Below are 20,274 nucleotides of genomic sequence, written 5' to 3' on the forward strand. Positions count from 1 at the left end.
TACTTGGCAGCTACTTCGCACCCAGTTTGGCACCGCCGATAAGCAGATAAAGCAGCTGATTTGCTCGATTCAACTCCGCAGCCACCTCGTTTCGGTAGTGACTAAGCACGACCAACCCGTTCGCAAAGCTGTCAACTTAACAGATAGGCAATTATAAGACACCGTTTTTAGTCATTTGCGGTACATTCCAGCCTTACAAGTCGCCGTTGCGGGCACACAGATGTGAACTTTGCTGTGCGTTTACCGGTCAACTAGCTGCTAGCCTTTATCTTCGACGTCATGAAACTGCGCGACCGCTATCATCAATTACAGGACCCCGCCGTGGTTAAAGCCATGGTGTTGCGGTCGGTCTATGCCTCCATGGCGCTGGAGAATCAGACGGTTTCTATGGAGCGCCTGGAAGCACTCTATGCACAGACTGACTCCCAGCCGACGGCTAGTCCAGCGGGCGAAGCTGCCCGCTAATTAGTTTTTGCAAGCTGCGCAAGTCATAATTGTCGGCTTGCCGGATGGCCGTGAGATAGTGCGTGCGTGCTTCACCCACTTCGCGCTGATAGAGCACAACTTCTTGGTAGCCGTAGCTATAGGCGAGTAGGTTGGTGAAAAGGCGCGCGGTGCGGCCATTGCCATTGGTAAAGGGATGAATCGCGACGAGTCGATGGTGGGCATAGGCGAGTAGCTCGGCCACTTGGTCGGTACTTGGCAGCAGGGACAGCAAACCTTGCCGATGACGCAATTCGTCGATAAACTCATATAGTAGCTGTGGTACGCGTGCCGTAGGAGCCGAGGCTTTTATACTTTGGCAATCTATGCCTACCGCACCCTATAAGAATCTAGTAATCACCAATGGCGTGACATACATTGCATAGACAAGTAGTAGAAAAATGGGCTTGAAGCGCACAAAAAAATCAAATTCCCGCGCTCTATCATATACGAGCTTTGATTATTGAGGAGTTCCTCTAATCAATTCATAAACTCCATTAATAACTTCTGCCGCTTTAGCTAATGATATTTCTTCATTCGTGTGTACAGCAGCGTTCCTTATTTGAGTCCAATGTTTTAATGCAGAAAATTTCTCTGCATTTATGATTTCATGCTCAACAGCTAAGCTATATAAATTGCCAAAAAGAAATGATTTAGGAATAATAAAGTCATTATCGTCAAACAAACTCTGAGATGATTTTCTAATAAAGTGATAGCAGCTATTGTGGCAGCTCTGTATTCACCCTTATCTAAAAGTCTCCTTGATTCGTCTTGGTATTGTGCTCGCAATGGCTCAATTAAATTTGCAAACCATTCTGAAATACGTTTCGCCAAAGCCTCTGGCTCGTCGAAAGGGTTTTTTGACCTTTTCAAGTATAACATACCTGAAAAGCTACTAGGTAAAATAGCTCCTTCTTCATTAATTATCAATATCTTTTGTGTTCCTTTCCTTACACTTATAGCCAATCCTAATTCAAATACAGTATTACTAGACAACAAATCGACTATAAAAAACTCTGATTTTTCAATTAATGCTGATACCTTGGCTATCCAGTTTTCTTTATGTGTTATAATTTCATCAGCACTTATTGGGACAAGGCCGTATTTATTAATAATTGGAAATATATATTTTTTATAATAAGAGAGCTGATCAAACGGGACGGAAAAGAAGCATAACCTATTATTGGCTTCGTTAGGTAAAATTAATTCTGCAAGAGTATCATCTTCGCTTACAATGGGCGCTTTAAGGGTTTCATTATACCAATAATCCCTAAGCTGAGAAAAAAACATTTTCTAGTATAGTTGTATAATTTAACCCATTACTTGGAATATCAATAACCTTTACCCCACGTCGTTCATAACGTAATTTTTCGTGTGCTGGGCAATCTACTTTCACGGTATATGCTTTGCGACGTAAGTCGCCAAGCCGCTCTTTTATAAGTTGCCACACTTGCCTGAAATCCGAATCATCTACACTGTATCCTATAAAAAAAGCCGTCCGAGTAATTAATAAATTTGCTAAGAATGTGGCAAGCATGGGGTAGCTATTAAGGAATTTGTCATAATCCTCTTCCGTTGCAACTAAACGTTTAGGGTGATGTAAATCACCATGTAGCTTGAGTAAACCTACGCCAGACTTAGTAATGGAAATGGATAATTACTCTTCATCAATTATAGGTTGGCAAAACTTGAAGATTGAGGCATAAGAGGCTTCTAATAAGAACTCAAAGTTTGTCGTACATACAATATCGAATTGAAGCTCACAGAAGGACTTGTGAGCTTTTCCTGGCTTCGCTACGTTTACTAATAAAAGTTCGGCTAATTTCTCAATCAGGCTAGTTCTAGAACATTCGTGTGCATAAGTTGAAATAGCATCTATTGGACTGCCTTTATAGGAATACCCTGCTATGAGAGATGCTATTTCGCTACCCAAGCCGTCCCAATCTAACATTGCCTTGTCTTTAGGTAAGTCGGCGTTCCTTGAGAATCCTGCACCAATGAAAGGCAAAACCCTACCCGCAACTAAATCAGCAAGGAAAGGCTTGGGAAAATGCTCTAGATAGTTATAGTCTGCCATAAGAATTGGGAAATGAGGCTGTTAACCTGCAAAATATATAAGTTAGGTTGATGAAGCGCCCGAATGCAGATAGATTTTATGACGTTACGTGTTACCGTTCGTTGAGGGCGCGCCTGCATCAGTAGCACGGCAAGGGTCGTGAGCGTCATGTTTTATTGGGCCTGACTCATATAAACGAGGTAGTACATAGCGGTAAGTATGGATGGGATAGCCTAACGGGTTGTTCAACATACAATTCTTTTTTGAACGCTTCCAGTGTCCCACTCAGCACCCCCGGAAAGGCCGTTTTTAGGACCATTCTTCGGAAGCGTATTTTGAACAGTTCACAACTTGCTAGCTGACGGGGTAGGACGCAAGCGCTAACGGGGCTTTTCTAGTTGAACTGCCGAACTTGCGCCTGTTTCCACTATCTCCCACTCGCCAGGCGTGCTTTTCGCTTGCGTCGGTTTTGCTATGAGTTCTGTTCCCGCCGATTACCCGCAGTTTCTCATCGCCATCAAGCAGCGTGTACGGGATGCGCAGTACCAAGCCCTACAGGCCGTTAACCGCGAGCAGCTACAGCTCTACTGGGACTTAGGGCAGCTGATTGCGGAACGGCAGCAACAAGCGGGCTGGGGCAAAAAGATTGTGGAAACGTTGGCGCACGACTTACAAACCGAATTTGTGGGCCTCAGCGGCTTTTCGGCTTCTAACCTCTGGCGTATGCGCGCCTTCTACCTCGCCTATGCCCACGAGGAAGTTCTCGCACCACTGGTGCGAGAATTAGGCTGGAGCCTGAACGTGGCCATTTTAGAGAAAACACAGTCCACGCACGAGCGCTTGTTTTACGTGAGCCAAGCCCGCCAGCACCGCTGGACTAAAGCCACCTTGCTGCATCAGTTGCAAGCCCAAGCCTATCAGAAGACCATCACGGCCCAGCACAACTTCGAGCAGACCTTGTCCCCGGCGCAGCATACTTCAGCCGTGCTGGCTCTCAAAGACGAATACCTCTTTGACTTTCTTGAATTGAGCGTCCCTCATTCGGAATATGAGTTGGAGCAAGCCCTGCTCGGCAACGTGCGGCGATTTCTCAGCGAGATGGGTGGGGACTTCACCTTCCTTGGCAATCAGTACCGACTGGAGCTGGCAGGACAGGAGTATTTCATTGACCTGCTACTGTTCCACCGCGAGCTGCAATGCCTGGTCGCGATTGAGCTTAAGATTGACGAGTTCCGGCCCGAGTACGCGGGCAAGATGAACTTCTACCTCTCCGTGCTCAACGACACGGTGCGCAAGTCACATGAGCAGCCCAGCATCGGTATTATCATCTGCCAGAGTAAGAACCGCACGGTAGTCGAGTTTGCCCTGCGCGATGTCAACAAACCCATTGGCGTGGCCACCTACACTTATTCCGATACCCTGCCTAGCGAACTACGCCCCTTTTTTCCTTCCAACGAAGAACTGGTTCGCCGCCTGGATGCCGTGACGGCCGCCTTACAGGCCCCACTCGGGAACAATCCCGTGCGGCCAAGCGGAACCGACCAGCCGGAATAAACAGCTTTTTGTGCGTTAGCAGGTTGGCTAGTAGTACCGACGGTTGCTTGTTACTTGCTCCATTGCACGAAGACATGCTCCTCGCCGGCGAGCTCCTCGTCGATGATGGCCGCGATAGTAGTCCAGTCTCCCCCGGCTAACCCCGCGCCGAGAGCAGGGTAGCCGATGCGGCGGCCGGCATACGCTTGTTTCACTCCCCGAAAGACCTGCCGGATAGCCGCATAATCCGCTTTCAGTCCACTTCCGCGCCACTGATATTGAGTATACCCATTGACAATGACCAGCACTTTCCCCAACGCATCTACCTGGGCGATGGAGTAGGTACCGAGTTTTGTACGGTCCCCAACTACCGTAGCCAGGTCGGCCTGGTAGGCAGCGGGGAATACCTGTTTGATGGTCTTGGCAATGCCAGCCCCCATCTGGCAAAAGCAATTGCAGCCATGCACGATAACGTCGAATTCTCCTGCCTTCGCCTTCTGAACTAAATCACCTTGTTCCGTTTGCATAGCCTGTTTGCTGATTTGTACCCAAGGTAAAAATAGCCCTCCTACGTGTCTTATAATTGGGCATATGTTCAACAAGGTCCCGCAGTGGGGGGGGCGGAAGTGTCCAATTAGCCCATGTTTTTGGGCTGCGGCGGTAGCCGGGGTAGCTCCCTGGTCAACGGGGGCAGCGGGTTCGACAGCCCTCGTTGTGGCAGCTGCTTTTGTAAGCGCAACTGACTCAGGATTCGCTCAAACTCGGCCTGTTTCGTGAGTTGGTAGCATGGCCCCTCGAGGTCCTGCCAGAAGAGCAAGTCCTGGGCCGCGCGGTAGTAGAACACGGTGCCGCCCCACTGCACCGGCACAAAAAAGCGGGGCTCCTCCCAGTCCACGTGTTGGAAGGGCACCAAGGGCTCTTTGGCGAGCCGAAACACGGCCGGCAGCCACGTCAAAGGCGCGGCATGGGGCGTGGGGGCGAGCAGCTGGCCCACGAACTGGGCGACTTGCTTGAGGCCATCGGCCAGCAGGGGGCCGGCGGTGAACAAGGCGAGGTTCTGAGCATTGAGCGCGAGCGTCACCGACGGCGGCGCGGCAGCCCCCATAGCGGTGGTCGCGGCTGGCGTGCTGAGCGCAGGGGGGCGGGTAGCGGTAGCTGTGGCGGGCGGGTTGGCCTGCGCTTTGCGAGCGTAGTAGGCGAGCGTGCTGCACGAGTTGCCACAGTAGATGCGCCGCTTGTGGGCGCTCTCGAAGGCGTCGCCACAGTGCACGCAGTAGCGCACTTGGGGCACGCGTTTACGATAGGTTCTCATAATGGCCGGGGTAGTTTAGACTCAAATTTGCGCAAATTTGAGTCTAAACTACCCCGGTTCCTTTACATTTCCTACTAAGGGGCGCCGTAATTTGTATTCGACAGCGCGAGCTACTTAGCGGTTTCACAGGCGTTGAAGGTTTTGTTAAAGACTGTGACAAGACTACAAATGGGTACTTGGAACACCGGCTTTTGCCGCCTATCCGCAACTCCTGTTGCCAGGCCCACTACGTGTGAACTCCACGGGTAGCCGCTCTGCGAGCGCCGGCTAGTCCCGTTTGTAGGCCAGCGCACCTGCTGGGTAGAGACTGGCCAGGCGCCACATCTCGGACCAGGCGCAGGCGATCGGCATGGTCGGCGTTCCCCGGCACTCCACGGCAAAGCGACTAGCCGCCACGCTGACTTGACCGATGGCCCGCTCTTCGACCAGGGCCCCGCTTGCTTGAGCGCTAATGACGAACTGCAGTGACACCTTGATGCGGCGGTAGGCCGAGCGATGGTAGTCAGTAGTAATTCGTCCTTGCGCTGAGTCCGTCTTTTCTAGTTGGTAGCCCTGCTCCAGTAGTAGCGTGGCCAGTTTCTGATAGGCGGTGCGGGGGCTGTCGGAGGTATGCACCACAATTACGTTGGCGAGTTTAAAAGGCATGGACGCTTCCTGTCCGGCAGGTGGCCCCAGTTCCGTGGGTGCTGGGAGGGGAGGAAGGCTTTGCGCGCCCGCCGAGTAAGCCAGCAGCAGTAGCGCAAGGAGCAGCTTTTTCATGCCAGCAAGCTACCACCGCTACGTGGCTTAGGTACGCTTGACAGATGGATAGGCGTAATCAGTACCTATTCCGAAAGGTGTCTGATAACGTTTTTTCTGTTAAGTGGCGCATGCTGAATAGCGCGTTTGCTGGGAGCCATACGGGCCGTTTGACGAACCAATCGGCTGGTCGGAGGGCATAACACCGGCCGATTGGCCAGTGTTGACCGGCTAGACGGGGCTGCTAGCAAGCTAGTGGAGGGCGTCTAACAGCTGCCAAATAGCCTGGAACTCGGTGGCCGTGCGGCCTTGTAGTTCGGTGTTGGTGCTAAAAAGCTTTCCTACCTGCGTGACGGGGTCAAAAAACAGGAAGCTACTAACACCCGTGTATCCGCCGGTATGGCCCACCGTGCCATTGCGGCGGTAGGCCCAAAACAGCCCTTGGTTCGGTTCGCTCGGGTCCAGGTGCAGCGGCGGGTGGCGCGGCGAAAACTGCCGCTGGAGCAAGGAATCGCGCTCGGCTACCGTCAGAGGCGCCCCCGGTAGGCTCGGGTTCATAATACGCAGCAGGTAGCGGGCCAGACTGTGGGTACTCGTCAGCAAGCCGCCGTCGGGATAGGTGACCGTGTAGTAGGGGGCTACGGGCCGGCCCCGGCAGTCGTAGAGCGTGGCCAGCGGATACCCCTTGACTGCTGCACGCGACCAGCCCGCATCGCGCAGGCCCGCGGGGCGCAGGATATGCTGGGAGGTATAGGCGCTGTAGGCCTGGCCCGTGGCCCGTTCGAGAGCCAGGCCGACTAGGGCGGCGCTTTCGTTGCTGTAGGCGTAGTACGTGCCGGGAGCATGGGGCAGGAAGCGCTGGCGGCGATACCAGCGGCCCCGCGCGGTGAGCGTGCGGCGCAAGTACTCCTCGTTGCTCAACGACGAGGTGTCGCCCGGGACATACGCCCGCTGGTTGTAGAAGTGCTAGTCGTCGGTGAGCCCGGCCGTCATCGTCGCCAAGTGGCGTAGGGTGATGGGCTGGGCCGGAAAGTAGGGATTGACCACGGTAAAAGGCAGGAGCTCGTTCACAGGCTGGTCGAGGCGGAGCTTACCCGCCGCAACGGCCTGCACCAAGGCTACCCCCAGCAACGTTTTGCTGACGGAGGCCACCGGCTGGACCGTGGCGGGCGTGTAGGGCACGCGACGCTCCTTATTGGCGTAGCCGAAGCCGTGCTCGTAGACGATGCCCCCAGGCCGCAGGAGCGCGACGGCAAAGCCGGGCAAGGCGGATTGTTGCCACACCTGCTGCAAGGCCGCCGTCAGACCGAGCGTATCGGGGGAAGGTAGGGTGACAGATTGGGCGCGCGCGGGCTAACTACCCCAACTCAAGCCCAAGGCAACGAAAACTAGCGCACGCATGCCACAAAGAAAACCGCCTGGCCAGCAAGTGGGGCCGTCACTCGGCCGGGGCTAGGGTGGGTAAGCTCGCATGCGGAAGCGAAACCTGTCCTTAGGTCACGCGTGAGGGTAGCAGAACTGTTATACTGGGCAGCCGCTTTTACGAATAGTAATCCGTCGTTTGCAGAATGTAAAATAATCCAGGTGACCTTTTCGCAAATTCGAAATCAACGGCAAGGCGTGACGGCGTTCGCTGGTTGACCCGTTCGTATCTACCATTTTCTTCTATCGATGAGTCCCTGGTATCCAACCTTTCGGCTTCGCTGGCTCCGACCTATACTGGCCGTGATGCTGCTTGCGTTGAGCACCTGCACGCCTCCTAAGCAAACCCATGTTGATTTGCGGACATGGGTCGTGGTCAACCACACCGCCGACACGCTGACTGTGCGCGTGCATTACCTACTGGATTCCGTTCAGCTGTCCGCCAGCGATGCGCGCCAAGCGCGCCAGCGGTGGCACACCGATTCCCTGGCCTATGGTGGCCGGGGCCTGCTGCGTCATCCTTTTTGGCGGCTCAGTACCCACCAGGGCCACTGGTATCAAGTCGATGAACACCAGGGGGAGGTTAATCCCTTCCTCGACAACACGCCCACCGTGCGCGTGGGCCGCCTCGACAGTTTAAGCACTTGGCGGCAGTTCGAGGCGGGTACGTTACCCACCTACCTGCCCATCGGGAGAGCGGCTTCTCTGGACCGCGTACACGGAGTAGTTACGTATCGGGTAGCTCCTCACAGGAAACAAGTGCTAACGACGGAGTACGCCCTTAGCTCCAGTTCCCAAGCCCTGGTGGAATCAGCACTAAGTCGTTCCCAAGCCTTGGTGGGGTTGAGCGTAACACAAGGCAATGCTCACCGAACCTTGCTGCCAGGCAAGGCGCTAACTGACTTATTTCGTTCGATTGAATATTTACCTGCAAAAGACTACAATTGGTACCAACGCCAACTCACTATTGGCGCCACTTTGCAAATTGAAGATTAAGGAGATTACTTATTTTTATACAAGTTTTGAGCGGTTCAAAAGCAGTAAAAATCTGTCATTTTACTTCGTTCCGGCAAATAAGAATCCTTATATAAAGGGATTAAAGCAAGAAAAGCAGCTTAACTTATGTTACTAGCGCTTCCTTCTTTCATACAACTTGTTAAAGTATGAAGAAGTTGCCGCTACTATTTGCAGCGCTTGTGGCTATACACCAATCTATAAAGCCAATACCAAAACTTGCTAGGCCATAGATACCTACCCACTGAAACTGGCCTTTCACGAGCGCCTTCAGTAGCCAAATCAACTCGATAGGCAAGCATATAAAGGACATGAGAAGTGCTAAAATGATAAGCGGGGGAAAAATCAGTATTCCCAGCCCGTATACCACTAGCGTACTACCAAGCAGAAGGCAATTCTCCATTAGGGGCTGCCGACAAGAGGCAGATAATGGACGAACAGCGCTCATTGACAATGTTAAGATAAGGATTGAGAAGTAACAAGCTTACAAAGTTTATTGAACTAACTATCAAGTAAGGTCTTAGCCTACTTCTATAGGGGATTGGAGATAGCCTAGCAAATCCCCCTTTAGTACAGAAGGAGGTTTAACCAGGGGATAAGCCACTCAGGTCCGGAACGGTGGGGGCTACGGATACGGGTGGGGGCTTGACGTAGAACTCGCGCGGATACGGTTTGCCTGGTTGCCTGCGCCGTACCGTAATGGGCACCGTTAAGCTCACCTTCACGGGCCGCCTATTTTGCCGGCCGGGTTCAAACCGCGGCAGGCGGCGTACGGCCGTCAGGACGGCTGCGTCGACCGCCGCATTTACCCCCTTCAAGAGGCGTATGTTCTGGATGTCGCCGGTTTCGCTAACCGTTAGCTGGACAAATACCCGGCCCTCCTGGGTGCGAGGCGGCACAACTAATCGGCGATGAATCGCCTGCGCCACCGGTTCTAGCCCTACGGTACCGGGTAAATGGGGCATTTCCTCCACATAGGTATAGACTCTATCGAATTCGCTTACCTCGGCTTCCATAGCGGCTGGTCGGGTGAGAGGGGGGGCGGACTCGGCGGCGCGCGGCAGCTGGTCGCCGCGATGGTAAGGCGGATTGACGCCGAAGGGTACGGCGACGCCCGCCTGCCACGCTACGCCGCGGTTGCTGTCCGCCTCAAAGGAAATAGCGGATACCGCTTGCCACCGCGCCTTGAGTGCCGACAAGGGCTCATACAAGTTATCGCGGCCGATGTGCCCCAGGTATTGGTCAAAGAACAACAGGCGGGAACGGTATAATTCTAACTCGGCGGGGACTGGGTCGTTGTCCATAAGGGAGAAGCCTTCCTTGACCGTAACCGTATAGCTGCCGTCCGTATAGGCCACCTCAGACGAGGTACTGTCCAGGCTGAGCCCGAGCAGCACCGGCGCCGCGAGGCCTACCAGCACGGCCTGTGTGGTAGCCAGAAGTGGTACGCGCGTCACCTGCAGGCGGCGCCGGACGCCAGCCAGTAGCCCACTACCCAGCAGGACGGCGCAAAACAGGCCTAGCGAGCGGAACGTCCAGCTACCCAGTGTCAAAGCGGGTACCACCAGGGCCAGCAGACACAGCACCGAGCTACCCCAGTGCAGCCAGCGCAGCAGCGGAAGTGTTTCTTCGGCCAACAGGCGGGGCAGCCCCCCTATCAAGGCGAGGTAAACCGCGCAGGCAAGCAGGCAGTAGAGATAGTCCATGCAAAACAAAAGTCAAGAAGTAGGAGCAGTGGGCAAGCTAGCTTAGCCAGCTAAGGGCTACAAATGTATGCGAAGTACTTTGATTTACAAAGTAACATTATCTGATTATTTGTCTTGTTGGTCAAAGGCCGGGGAAGTCAGCTCAAGACGGGGCAACTTTTTGAACTACTTAGTAGCTAAGACAACTTGGGAGTCACCGGGTACAGTAGGTAAAAGAGCTTCCCTTAGGAAGATTAGCCGGCGTAAGGTGACCTTTTTGCTTTTCAGACATCAATGCCGGATGAGTTTTATCAGCAAGAAACGGCGAGCGCTATGTTTATCACTAATCGGGTACTAAGTGCTTCTACAGGCAGTCGCTGTTTACTGCTCTTACTAGGATGGGCAAGTGCGGGAGGCTGCTCGGCTAGCTTGACTAGTTGGAGCAACACGCGAACTATCTACCTGCGCAATCAAACGGCTTCTGATTTGCTGCTGACCTGGAAAATCCCGCGTGCCAACCTCCGACTCGGCTCGCCTGCGCCTGGTCAACAGGAGTTGGGAGCGGTCTTGATAGAGCCAGGAGGTATCCCACCTAGAGTAATCTGCTCGTCATCAGATACGTTGCTCGATAATTATAACCAAACGGTGCCCATGCAGTCGCAGCTAGTAGCTGGCGATTCTATCTCGCTCACGGTGACAATAGCCTCTGGGGCTCGCTATTTGATCTCCAGTTATGCAGAATCTTTTCAGCACTCCGACCCCGACCAACATAGCGTAGGTGGGTGTACCTTTTTGCCCTGCACCATGCAGTGGATAAGAGCAGGTGGGCAACTACAACACCAGTTGATCCAGCCGCTTGCGTGGCGGATAGCGCAAGACCAAGAGGCGGCTAGAAAGATCACTAATTCCTATGAACTCGTGCGCCACATCGATTACAACTAGTAGTCATGGGCCCTCACTGCTAGGTCGACTCTCCTCGCCGAACTCTGTGAATTTGTATTCCTTGCTAGAGTTGTCGGATAAGCACGCATTATGTTATTTGACTATTTCTAGAAACAAAAGAAAAAATGGTTGCACTACACTAATGCTTAAGTACTAATTCTATGTTTAAGCGCCGACTTGACCAGGGCGCCAAAGCACGAAATCAACCTCAGGCGTATCAAGTTCTTCGGGCCGGATAGTCAGTTCTGCCACGCTGTCTAACAGCAACTCATAGCCAATATTTTTAGGCCCACGTCCTCTATAATCACGCTCCGCAAAGCCCTTGATACGTACCTGATAGTTGCCGGGCATCATTGCCGTGGCTACCTGGGGCGCTAGGGGGCCATCACACCCAAGTTCTTGGTAGAAAGTGGCGTCCCACTCCATGAGGGCATAGGCGTCAGCCGCCACTAGTCGGCCCTGCTGACCCACTGTAAGCGAAAAGGGGGACGTCGTAAAGCGCACCCACTCGGCGCGGATCACACTGCGCTCGGACGTATTAAGTACGATTTGATAATCTAGTGGTGGGATATCATAGATAGGCAGCAGTAGGCCAGCCTGAGCTACCGCTTTGCTAATAGCTGGCTCGTCTAGAAACGAAGGAAATAAGTTGGGGGACGCTACCTGTTTTTGCCGGACAAAATCGTCCAATAGGAAGGGATCAAAGAAGACGATGCCAGGGCCTGCTAACAAGAGGTCGAATTGCTTGAGCATGCGGGGGTTATACGTAACAAGACTTGAATTCAGAAATAAGAAGCTGCTCCTCTTAGTCGGTAGATCTTTTGTCAACTCGCTGCTAAGCGATGAGTCGTTTTACAAACTAACGTTTAACTAATGACTAGGGCTAGCCATAATCAGTTGTTGAAGGAGAGACTAACTAATACTGCGCTGCACCTAGGCAAGCAGACCCAGTATAGAATAGTGAGTGAGTAACTAACTAGTACGCTGTAAGCTAGTTAGGCACTAAGCCGCTCAGTGGCTGTCGTTTAGCACTTGAATGGCTTGCTCTAGCAGTTCATCCCGGCCGGCAGCTAGCCCCGCCGGAGTAGGAGACACCATGATATCGGGCACTAGGCCAATGCGCTGCGTTTCGCGGCCGTCGGGATAATAAACGCCTAGGCCCGTAATGCGCGTAGCTAGGCCACCGGGCAAAAAGATTTCATCCGATACGTTGCCGTCCGCGCCAGCGGTGCTACTCCCAAGTAACCGGGCCTTAGGCGCACAGCGTAGAGCCATAGCCGTAAATTCCGCTTGGCTCTGGGTTTGCTCATTCACTAGGAGCAGGACCTGGCCCTGATAGGGAGGGAGTCCTCCCCCGGGCCGAACCAGCAAGGGGGCTTTATCGAGGAACTGCCCCGGATACGTCAGGTCTGGCGCCGACACGCGGACAAAGGGAGTTGGTTCCGTCACGAAATAGCGCGCTAGGTCATAGACCACAAACTCGTGAGGATAATTACGCAGGTCGATGATGAGGCCTTTGGTGTGCCGAAAGGCCTGCATAATCGTCGGTAATTGGTTTTTCTCCAAGGTGGCCAGCGTGAGATACCCGATATCGGGCTGCACCAAGTGATAACAGCGCGTCGTATCCGGCGCCGGGCTAGGCGGTCGTAACCAGCCCCGTCGAATCCGGAGTTGCGGCACGGTGACGGTCACCGACTGCCCATCTCGTCGAAGCTGCACCGGAATGTGGGTGGTATCGCCGCGCAAGAGAAGCGCGGCCATGTTACGCCGCTGAGAAGCCAGATTAGAAGCTGGAACCAAGGCTTGGTGCGCGGCGACCCACCAGGCAACTGATTGGCCACCTACCTGGGTCAGCACATCGCCCCGTTGGAGGGGAAAGGCTGGCCCCGCCACTTGGTAGACTTCGGCGACGACAGGCTGCGCGCCAATAAAGACGAGCCGCACCGGGACTTGGTAAGCTCCCCAATACTTTTCTAAGACGGGGTCCATAAAGAGGGTAGCGTGGGTATCGTGCAGGCGCGTAATTAGGGCTAACACCGTGAGGTGATAGGCTGGCGCATCGGTCGCCGTCCGGAAGCGCGGGATGAATTCGGCTAGTACTTGTTCCCAGGGCTCGCCAATGGCGTATTTATAAGGGAAGAAGTACTCGATAATATTCCAGTACCGATACAGGGCGAGTAAGCGCTCCGACAGCGCTGGATACGTTAGCGGAGCGCCCACATCCTCATTATAGAGCACTTGCCCCGCCGCACCTAGATGCACCGAAGTAGCAGGTTCTTGGGCGCGATTGTCGCGTAAAAAGGTCAGCTGGGCGCTCAGCGCGGGGCTTACTACCCGCAGGTCGGTGAGCCAACGGAGTGTGGGCTGCAAGCGAGCGGTGGCTTGCACGGGGGCGCAGCTTGGGCAGGGCAAGACCGGTCCGAGGCTAGTAAGCCACTGGCCGAAGACCTGACTGCGTTCCAGCGGCGTGCGGCAGGCGGTAACCTGAGGTAAGAGCGTGCGCAATTCGTGGTCCCAGTCTACTTCACCGGTTGTGGCAGCGGGGTGATAGTACTTGACAAAGCCCCATACCCGTCCTAGCAGTACTAGACTTTCGAGTTGTAGTTTAGAAAGAGCTGGCAGGCTGGGTACCCCTAGGTCAGCCGGCCGACCAATAACTGAAGTAGCTGTTACCTGGCTGCCACCTAGGCACAGCACTAGTAGCAGCCAGTAGCGGAGAGACGTCATGTGCAAGCGTTTAGTCAAGCTGGACAGCCTGGAACAAGAGGTTCAAGGCAATTAAGGCAAGCAAATGCAACTAGCTTGAACCGGCGAAGCGCCGCTGGCTGCCCTAAAATAGTGTTCAGTAGTGGTAGCTGGACGGCCATTGCCTATTAGGTTCAAGTTAGTGTTAGCGAGTGCGTCCGAAAGGCGCACCATACTGAGGCCCCCTCCTATGAGTCTAGAAGCTAGCCTAGGAGGTATCTCAGCAGCTCAAGAAGTAGGGTCTGAATCAATAGTAGGAGACCGGTACTTTCTGAGCCAGCAGAGGCGTTCGAGAAACCCACCTACGCCAACGGCCCTGAAAACGTGGTTTTCAGGGCCGTTGGCGTAGGTGGGGAAGTCGTTCGAAAAACAGTAGGTTTAGAATGACTTTAGCTTACTGACACATTCACACATATAAGTTACTAGTATCAATTCGTTGCTGGCCATGCACCGTAAGGAAGCAGAGCGCGAGGGGGTCTTCGACAAAATCGTTTTGGTGAGATAGCGCCACGCCAGTTGTCCGGATGACCGTATCGATTTCTCGTTTCAGCCCGAGCGAGTCAGCCAGCAAATTGGGATACTTATTGTCATAAACGAACACCAACGTGCTATCTGCATAAGCCCAGAATAGCGGATAGTCTTGAAAGCGCCTGGGATAGCTGTGTGTTGACATCGTGTAGACCACTAGGCCATCCCGGACAGCTGTCCAATTGAGGATGACAGCGTCCTGCTTCTTGGGCAGATGGGCTAAGTGCGTATAGGTACGCACAGTGGCCCATAGCTCGGGGGATAGCGTTGCCTGGTAGTGTGTGGCGGTTGCTGGGGGAGATGGCGAGCTGCACGCAGCACCTAGGAGAAGAATCAGACCTAAGAGCAGGCGAGGCGAGTAGTTCATCGAAGGCGTTGAGAAGAAACGCCTGAAAGTAGCGTGTGCCACCAGAAAGCAAATTCACCCTCCAAAAAACGCTCCTTTTTTGGAGGGTGCTTACTCTGTTTAGCTGATGGGGTGCTTTATAAATGTTGATTCCGTAAACCAGTTCTGCGAACTTCAATTAGCTTCCTACGTGCTTTAGCAGTTGAAACAGAGCGCACCTATCAGCCGCGGCTAGCCTAACTAGTTAAAAGGCACAAGTACTTGCCAGCCGATGGCAATGGGCTGACCGTCGCCCCGGCGGGCGGGGTGGAAGGCGGGTAGCTGCGTGACGGCGTAAACGGCGGCCTCATCGTAGCCCGGACCGAGGCCGCTGCTGACGTGGGGCAGGGTGGGACGACCCGTCGGCTCGAGAATGAACTCTACCTCCACCGTGGCGGCAAATCCGATGCGGTAGGCGTCCGAAATGACGGCCGGCGCGACCAACCGGGCCAACTGCTGCGCAAGGGCCGCGTCGCCCCCGGGGAACTCGGGGGGCTTCATGTTAGGCACGGGGGCGTAGAGGTTACCCCGCCGCACCACCTCCAGTTGGAACGAGTCTTTGATAGCAAACTGCCACCCGGTCGCCTCGTTGTTGCGCGACGCCTGCCGCGCTTGGGCCAGACGCTGCTCGGTCTGCTGCGACAAGTAAGGCGGGAAAAAGAAAAGGCCGCTCGCCAGGGCCACCCCAGACGCGAAGCTGAGGGCACCCAGCCGGCGCGCTGAACTGCTCCCCAAAGAAAGGGTTACCCCAGCTAGGGGCAGGAGGGTAGCAAGGCCTAGGTGCTTTCGGGCCCAGGGCCAGGCACTGTGACCCGCGGCGTGTGCCGAAGGTATCGGTTGGGTAATGCCTCCCAGCCAGTAGTGGAGCGCCCAGGTAAGCCCCCCTGCCAGGAGCAGGATCCCGGCCAAGCGGACATAGCGTTCCACACCCGGTAGGGCCGTCTGGCGGCTCAGCTGCCAGAGCCAGGCGACCAGTAAGGCCATGAGTGGCGGCGGCAGAACAATAAAGGCAAAAAGAAAGAGTAAATCCATTAGGCTGTCATAAAAAGGTAGCCGGCCGCCCGTGGGGAGTGGGGTGGTCCAGGAGGTCAGCAACACTTCCCCTGGCCGCCCCACCAGATGAACTTGGTGGCGCAGGTGTCGCGGCGGATAGGCTGGTGAATGCGCGCTCGTTTGACAGGGGGCGCTCTACCTGCGGCCGCTGTTCGCTCGCCCAACCCTGATAGGTGCGGGGGCCGCGAAAGCCGGCCAGCACGAGCACACCCCCCGCCAGCCAGCAAAGTGCCGCTACCCGCCGACCACGCACGAAGAGCGTAGCTGCCCCACCCAGGCCACCGAGCACCAGCAGCCAGAAGTCGTGATTAAAATGCGCCTGCTGCCAATCGCCTGACGAAGCACCACTTCCGTGGGCGGCGCCTTTAAGCCACGGCAAAAAGAATACCGCCGTGACGCCGTATACCAGCAAGTGCCACAGGCTCGCCAGCAAGACCAGTTTTACCTTGGTCCAGTAGCTAGCGCCTGCTAGCGTGGGCGCTAAACTATAGTGCCAGAAGCGCTGCCCCGACCACCAAATGCCGATTACTATGGCTAGCAATAAAAGCAAGAACACGACCACTAATGAACCTGAATCCATGCGTATAAGTAGAATTTTAATTAGAGTAATAGCAGCCGTTAACTAACCTTTGCAACTGAGAGCGTGCAGGATACAGAATCTATTTGCCGCAGCTGCTGCCGGAGGCGGTACACGTGCCGAAACTCCTGGGGCAGCTGCCGGAGGCGGGCCTTACTGCGCTCGTCGTTTTCCCAGCGCACGGGCACTTCCTGGATGCAGAACCCATAGGCGCGGGCGCGGGCCAACACCTCCAGATCAAACGACCAGCCGTCCACGGTGCAGGCCGCGAAGATGTGCGCGGCCGCGGCGGCGGTAAAAGCCTTAAAACCACAGTGGGTATCGGCTATGCCGGGCAGCAGCCCGCGCTGCACCACCCGGTTGACGAGCCGGCTCCAAACCCGGCGCGACCAGGGCTGGGGCCGCGTGACTCGGGAGTCGGCCAGGTAGCGCGAGCCAATGGCAATATCGGCCCCGGCGGCCAGCGCCCGCAGCAGCGCATCTAGCTCGGCGATGGGCGTGGAGCCATCGGCGTCGGCGAATACCCGGATGCTCCCCGTGGCCGCCCGCATGCCCAGGCGCACCGCGTGGCCTTTACCCCGGTTGGCCGGGGAGCAGAGCACGCGTAGGCCGGGCAACTCGCCGGCCAGGGCCGTGACCAGCGCCACCGTGTCGTCCGTCGAGCCATCGTCAACCACAATGATTTCGAAGCTGGCGGGGCGCGCGGCCAGAAACCGATGCGCGCCCCGCAACGTGGGCCCAATGCGTAGCGCTTCGTTAAAGGCCGGGATAATCAGGCTCAGCTCCATCAGGCCTGGGCGCTATACTGGCGCCGGAAGCCGTCGAGCCGACTACCCAGGTGGGCATACGCAATGGGGCAGCGGGCCGAGCACGTCTTCCCGCAGTCAAACTGCTGGCGGATGTCGGCCACCGAGTAGTCGGCCAGGGGCTTGGCCGGCGAGCCGGTTTTGGGCTGGCACAGGTGCACTAGGCCCGCCCCATCGACCTCGAAGTGGCGAGCCCCAGCCCGGCATTTCCAAGGCTTGCTTTCGCCGCGGGCCAGGGGCAGCTGGAAGTTATCGTTGAGCACTTGCGGTAAGCGGCCTTTCATAGCCCGAATGCGCAGGTAGGCTTGCAGGGCTTCCTCGCTCAGGGGCAGGGCCTGCCCGTGGCTGTCGCGCATCAGCGAGCACTGGAACCCGAAGCCCAAGCCGACTACCACCTTGGCCACTTCCTCCATCTCGGCCGGGTTGCCGGAGCCCAGCACGCCGTTTACCCGCACCATGAACTTAGCGTGCTGGCGTAGCAACTCCAGCTTGGGACGCAGTCGGCGCATGCTTTTTTCGGTCACCTCGTTGTCTTCTAGGCTATCGCAGCTCAGCTGCATCCCAAACAAGCCGGCCTCGTTCAGGCGCTGGATGAGCGGAGCCTTCAGCACGTGGCCGTTCGTATTCAGCATCGGCACCAGGCCGGCTTCGGCGATGTAGCGGACCAGTTCGGCGATGTGCGGGTGCAGCAGCGGCTCGCCCCCGTTAAGGGTCACAAACACGGCTTTTAGCTTCCGCAGGGCGTCTACCCGCGCTTTCAGTTCGGCCAAGGGCACGGGCTTGGACACCTTGTCGTACTCGTAGCAGTAGCCGCAGGCCAGGTTGCAGCGGCGGGTTACCACGATTTGCACCAGCACCGGCCGGTCCCGGTCCAGGGCGGCCTTTGTCAGTTTCCACAAGACCCGGGACCGGGAAATACGCAGCGGTTTATCAAAAGCAGGCAGTTTCATGCGGAGTGGGGGTTTGGGGCGAAAGAGATAGCAGCAGCATCCGGCTGCTGCTAGGATGGGACAAACCTCCCCCGCTTTCCGCCCGGCCGAAAGCGCTTTTTGCCGAAGACGGATTTCGGGGCCTTGAATCGGGAGATAAGCCGAGCGAAATGGCCGGGCGAAGGCGACTTTTCGGCGGGCGGGCTGGTAAGTTTGTCCTGGCGCCAGCGTCGCCTCAACTTGGCCCCATGATTCGAAAAATTGCGTTGGCCGCCCTGGCCGCCACGGCGGTCTTCCAAGTGACGGTGTTCATCCAGTATGGCACCTTGTGGGGCGGCGCGCTGGCCAGCTACCAGGAGTTGCTACTGGTGTTTGTCTTTCTGCTGGCCACCTTCTGGGTCCATGCGCCCATTGCCCGCCTCTTCGGGGCCGACCGCCTGACCGGGCCGCCCGCTCCGGTCAAGGCTCTGGTGGAAGGGCTGTGCGTAGTACTGGTCAGCTTAGTCTTCTGGCTAGTATTCTTCACCTGGCCGCAGCACTACCTGGTACCCACAGCCGAAACGTCGCCCCAAGCCCTGCGCCTGTCGCTAGCCGTCAGCGCGGTGCTGTCCTTGTTCTTCTACTACTTCGTGGAGCGCGAGCACGTCCGCAAAAACCTGGAGCAGGAAGTGGTTCGGGTGGCGCAGCTGCAAAAAGAAACCTTTCAGGCGCAGCTGGAAGCCCTGAAAAACCAGGTGGACCCGCACTTCCTGTTCAACAGCCTCAACGTGCTGGGCTCCCTGATTCACCTCGACGCCGATCGGGCCGTGCAGTTCTTGGGCCAGCTGGCGGACGTATACCGCGCCCTGCTCGACTCCGGGGCGCACCCGCTGGTACCCCTACGCACCGAGATGGCCTTAGTGCGCGCCTACGCCAGCCTGATGGAGACTCGTTTCGGCGCGGCCCTGCGCGTAGAGTGGGACGTGGACCAGGCTTGGGAGCAGGCCCTGGTGCCGCCCACCACCGTGCAAATGCTGCTCGAAAATGCCATCAAGCACAACGGCTCCACCACCCGCAAGCCCCTGCGCATCAAAGTATCGGCGGCTGATGGCCTGCTGGTGGTCGAAAACAACCGGCAGCCCCGCACCGACGTGATGCCCTCCACCCACCTGGGTTTGCAAAACATCCAACGCCGCTACCACCACCTCACGGACCGCCCCGTGGAAATCGTACCCACGCCGGAATTCTTCGTCGTCCGCCTCCCGCTCCTGACCGCTCCCGCTGCATGAGAGTCGTTATCATCGAAGACGAGCCCCTGGCCGCCCAGGCGCTGGCCGCCTTGCTCACCCGCCTGCGGCCCGCCGCGCGCATCCTGGCGCTGCTGGGCTCGGTGGAGGATGCGGTGGACTGGCTGCGCGCGCAGCCGGCTCCCGATGTGCTCTTCTGCGACATCCACTTGTCGGACGGCAACAGCTTCGACATTTTCCGGCAGGTGGCGGTGGGCGCGCCCGTCATTTTTACCACCGCCTACGACGCCTACGCCATCCAGGCCTTTCAGGTGAATAGCGTGGACTACCTGCTTAAGCCCCTGCAAGCCGCCGAGGTGGAGCGCGCCCTGCAGAAGTACGAAACCCGGCACCCCGCCACGCTGCCAGCCGCCGTCGAAAACGTGCAGCGCCTGGTCCACACCACGCCCCGCGCACGCTTCCTGGTGAAAGCCGGGCAGGCCCTGAAAGCCGTGCCGGTGGACCAGGTGGCGTATTTTCTGGCTGAAGAGGGCGTGGTGTTCCTCGTCACTCACTCCGGCAAGCGGTATATCCTGCCCGACACGCTCGACCAGTTGGAAGGCCAGTTAGACGTCCGGAACTTCTTTCGCATCAACCGCCAGTTCATCCTGAGTATCGGCGCGGTGCAGGAAATTCGGCCGTATTTCAAGGGCCGCCTGGTGCTGCGGGTAGCGCCCCCGGTCGCGGAGGAGGCCCTGGTTGTCAGCGCCGGCCGCGCGCCGGCCTTTAAGTACTGGCTGGACCACTAAGCTATTGTGGGGTGTCGAGGTCCTAGTTGATGGCCGACACGCGGGCGTAGCC

General features: G+C 56.3%; 18 protein-coding genes and 1 pseudogene. 5 read left to right on the forward strand and 14 right to left on the reverse strand.

Annotated features, from left to right (window positions below):
- The first annotated feature begins 279 nt into the window (after positions 1-279).
- Positions 280-465, forward strand: coding sequence for a hypothetical protein (locus ACFSDX_RS24125; RefSeq protein ID WP_382318375.1), 186 nt, complete (start codon positions 280-282; stop codon positions 463-465).
- Here the strand turns inward: ACFSDX_RS24125 and ACFSDX_RS24130 are convergent.
- From ACFSDX_RS24130 to ACFSDX_RS24145, 4 genes are all read right to left on the reverse strand, one after another.
- The gene (locus ACFSDX_RS24130; RefSeq protein ID WP_382318746.1) at positions 437-811 is read right to left on the reverse strand and encodes a Fic family protein; all 375 of its coding nucleotides are present in this window, start codon (positions 809-811) and stop codon (positions 437-439) included. The genes ACFSDX_RS24125 and ACFSDX_RS24130 overlap by 29 nt on opposite strands.
- Before the next feature lie 293 nt (positions 812-1,104).
- Positions 1,105-1,773 carry a hypothetical protein gene (locus tag ACFSDX_RS24135; RefSeq protein ID WP_382318377.1) on the reverse strand — a complete coding sequence of 223 codons (669 nt, stop codon included), beginning with the start codon at positions 1,771-1,773 and terminating at the stop codon, positions 1,105-1,107.
- On the reverse strand, positions 1,754-2,134 hold the full coding sequence (locus ACFSDX_RS24140; RefSeq protein ID WP_382318748.1) for an SIR2 family NAD-dependent protein deacylase: 381 nt from the start codon (positions 2,132-2,134) through the stop codon (positions 1,754-1,756). Before ACFSDX_RS24140 ends, ACFSDX_RS24135 begins: the two co-directional genes overlap by 20 nt.
- A gap of 6 nt (positions 2,135-2,140) precedes the next feature.
- On the reverse strand, positions 2,141-2,560 hold the full coding sequence (locus ACFSDX_RS24145; RefSeq protein WP_382318379.1) for an SIR2 family protein: 420 nt from the start codon (positions 2,558-2,560) through the stop codon (positions 2,141-2,143).
- A 453-nt stretch (positions 2,561-3,013) separates the two neighbouring features.
- Here ACFSDX_RS24145 and ACFSDX_RS24150 point away from each other — a divergent pair, with 453 nt between their 5' ends.
- Positions 3,014-4,093, forward strand: coding sequence for a PDDEXK nuclease domain-containing protein (locus tag ACFSDX_RS24150; protein WP_382318381.1), 1,080 nt, complete (start codon positions 3,014-3,016; stop codon positions 4,091-4,093).
- A gap of 50 nt (positions 4,094-4,143) precedes the next feature.
- Here ACFSDX_RS24150 and ACFSDX_RS24155 read toward each other — a convergent pair whose 3' ends face one another.
- The 4 genes and pseudogenes from ACFSDX_RS24155 to ACFSDX_RS24170 all read right to left on the reverse strand — a co-directional run bounded on the left by ACFSDX_RS24155 (position 4,144) and on the right by ACFSDX_RS24170 (position 7,415).
- The gene (locus tag ACFSDX_RS24155; protein WP_382318383.1) at positions 4,144-4,599 is read right to left on the reverse strand and encodes a macro domain-containing protein; all 456 of its coding nucleotides are present in this window, start codon (positions 4,597-4,599) and stop codon (positions 4,144-4,146) included.
- Positions 4,600-4,706: 107 nt separating this feature from the next.
- Complete coding sequence (locus ACFSDX_RS24160) at positions 4,707-5,384, reverse strand: hypothetical protein (RefSeq protein WP_382318385.1); 678 nt, start codon at positions 5,382-5,384, stop codon at positions 4,707-4,709.
- A 267-nt stretch (positions 5,385-5,651) separates the two neighbouring features.
- The gene (locus tag ACFSDX_RS24165; protein ID WP_382318387.1) at positions 5,652-6,143 is read right to left on the reverse strand and encodes a hypothetical protein; all 492 of its coding nucleotides are present in this window, start codon (positions 6,141-6,143) and stop codon (positions 5,652-5,654) included.
- Positions 6,144-6,374: 231 nt separating this feature from the next.
- Positions 6,375-7,415 (reverse strand): annotated as a pseudogene (locus ACFSDX_RS24170) (serine hydrolase domain-containing protein).
- Between the two features lie 378 nt (positions 7,416-7,793).
- On the opposite strand from ACFSDX_RS24170, the gene ACFSDX_RS24175 reads away from it, so the two are divergent.
- Positions 7,794-8,540, forward strand: coding sequence for a hypothetical protein (locus ACFSDX_RS24175; protein ID WP_382318389.1), 747 nt, complete (start codon positions 7,794-7,796; stop codon positions 8,538-8,540).
- A gap of 602 nt (positions 8,541-9,142) precedes the next feature.
- Here ACFSDX_RS24175 and ACFSDX_RS24180 read toward each other — a convergent pair.
- From ACFSDX_RS24180 to ACFSDX_RS24205, 6 genes are all read right to left on the reverse strand, one after another.
- Positions 9,143-10,264: an energy transducer TonB gene (locus tag ACFSDX_RS24180; protein WP_382318391.1), complete on the reverse strand. Its 1,122-nt coding sequence runs from the start codon at positions 10,262-10,264 to the stop codon at positions 9,143-9,145.
- Positions 10,265-11,350: 1,086 nt separating this feature from the next.
- Positions 11,351-11,938 (reverse strand): hypothetical protein, encoded by a 588-nt coding sequence (locus ACFSDX_RS24185; RefSeq protein ID WP_382318393.1) that lies wholly within the window; start codon positions 11,936-11,938, stop codon positions 11,351-11,353.
- A 258-nt stretch (positions 11,939-12,196) separates the two neighbouring features.
- A complete protein-coding gene (locus tag ACFSDX_RS24190) occupies positions 12,197-13,912 on the reverse strand; it encodes a S41 family peptidase (protein WP_382318395.1) in 1,716 nt (571 codons plus the stop codon).
- Between the two features lie 1,132 nt (positions 13,913-15,044).
- A complete protein-coding gene (locus tag ACFSDX_RS24195) occupies positions 15,045-15,488 on the reverse strand; it encodes an energy transducer TonB (RefSeq protein ID WP_382318397.1) in 444 nt (147 codons plus the stop codon).
- Positions 15,489-16,514: 1,026 nt separating this feature from the next.
- On the reverse strand, positions 16,515-17,261 hold the full coding sequence (locus tag ACFSDX_RS24200; protein WP_382318399.1) for a glycosyltransferase: 747 nt from the start codon (positions 17,259-17,261) through the stop codon (positions 16,515-16,517).
- The gene (locus ACFSDX_RS24205; RefSeq protein WP_382318401.1) at positions 17,261-18,178 is read right to left on the reverse strand and encodes a radical SAM protein; all 918 of its coding nucleotides are present in this window, start codon (positions 18,176-18,178) and stop codon (positions 17,261-17,263) included. Before ACFSDX_RS24205 ends, ACFSDX_RS24200 begins: the two co-directional genes overlap by 1 nt.
- Positions 18,179-18,456: 278 nt before the next feature.
- Here ACFSDX_RS24205 and ACFSDX_RS24210 point away from each other — a divergent pair, with 278 nt between their 5' ends.
- Both ACFSDX_RS24210 and ACFSDX_RS24215 read left to right on the forward strand, forming a co-directional pair.
- Positions 18,457-19,476, forward strand: coding sequence for a sensor histidine kinase (locus ACFSDX_RS24210; RefSeq protein ID WP_382318403.1), 1,020 nt, complete (start codon positions 18,457-18,459; stop codon positions 19,474-19,476).
- Entirely contained in the window at positions 19,473-20,222 is a 750-nt protein-coding gene (locus ACFSDX_RS24215; RefSeq protein WP_382318405.1) for a LytR/AlgR family response regulator transcription factor, read from the forward strand. Before ACFSDX_RS24210 ends, ACFSDX_RS24215 begins: the two co-directional genes overlap by 4 nt.
- The last annotated feature ends 52 nt before the right edge of the window (positions 20,223-20,274 follow it).

The sequence above is a fragment of the Hymenobacter bucti genome (genome assembly GCF_042681145.1).
Taxonomy (GTDB): Bacteria; Bacteroidota; Bacteroidia; order Cytophagales; family Hymenobacteraceae; genus Hymenobacter; species Hymenobacter bucti.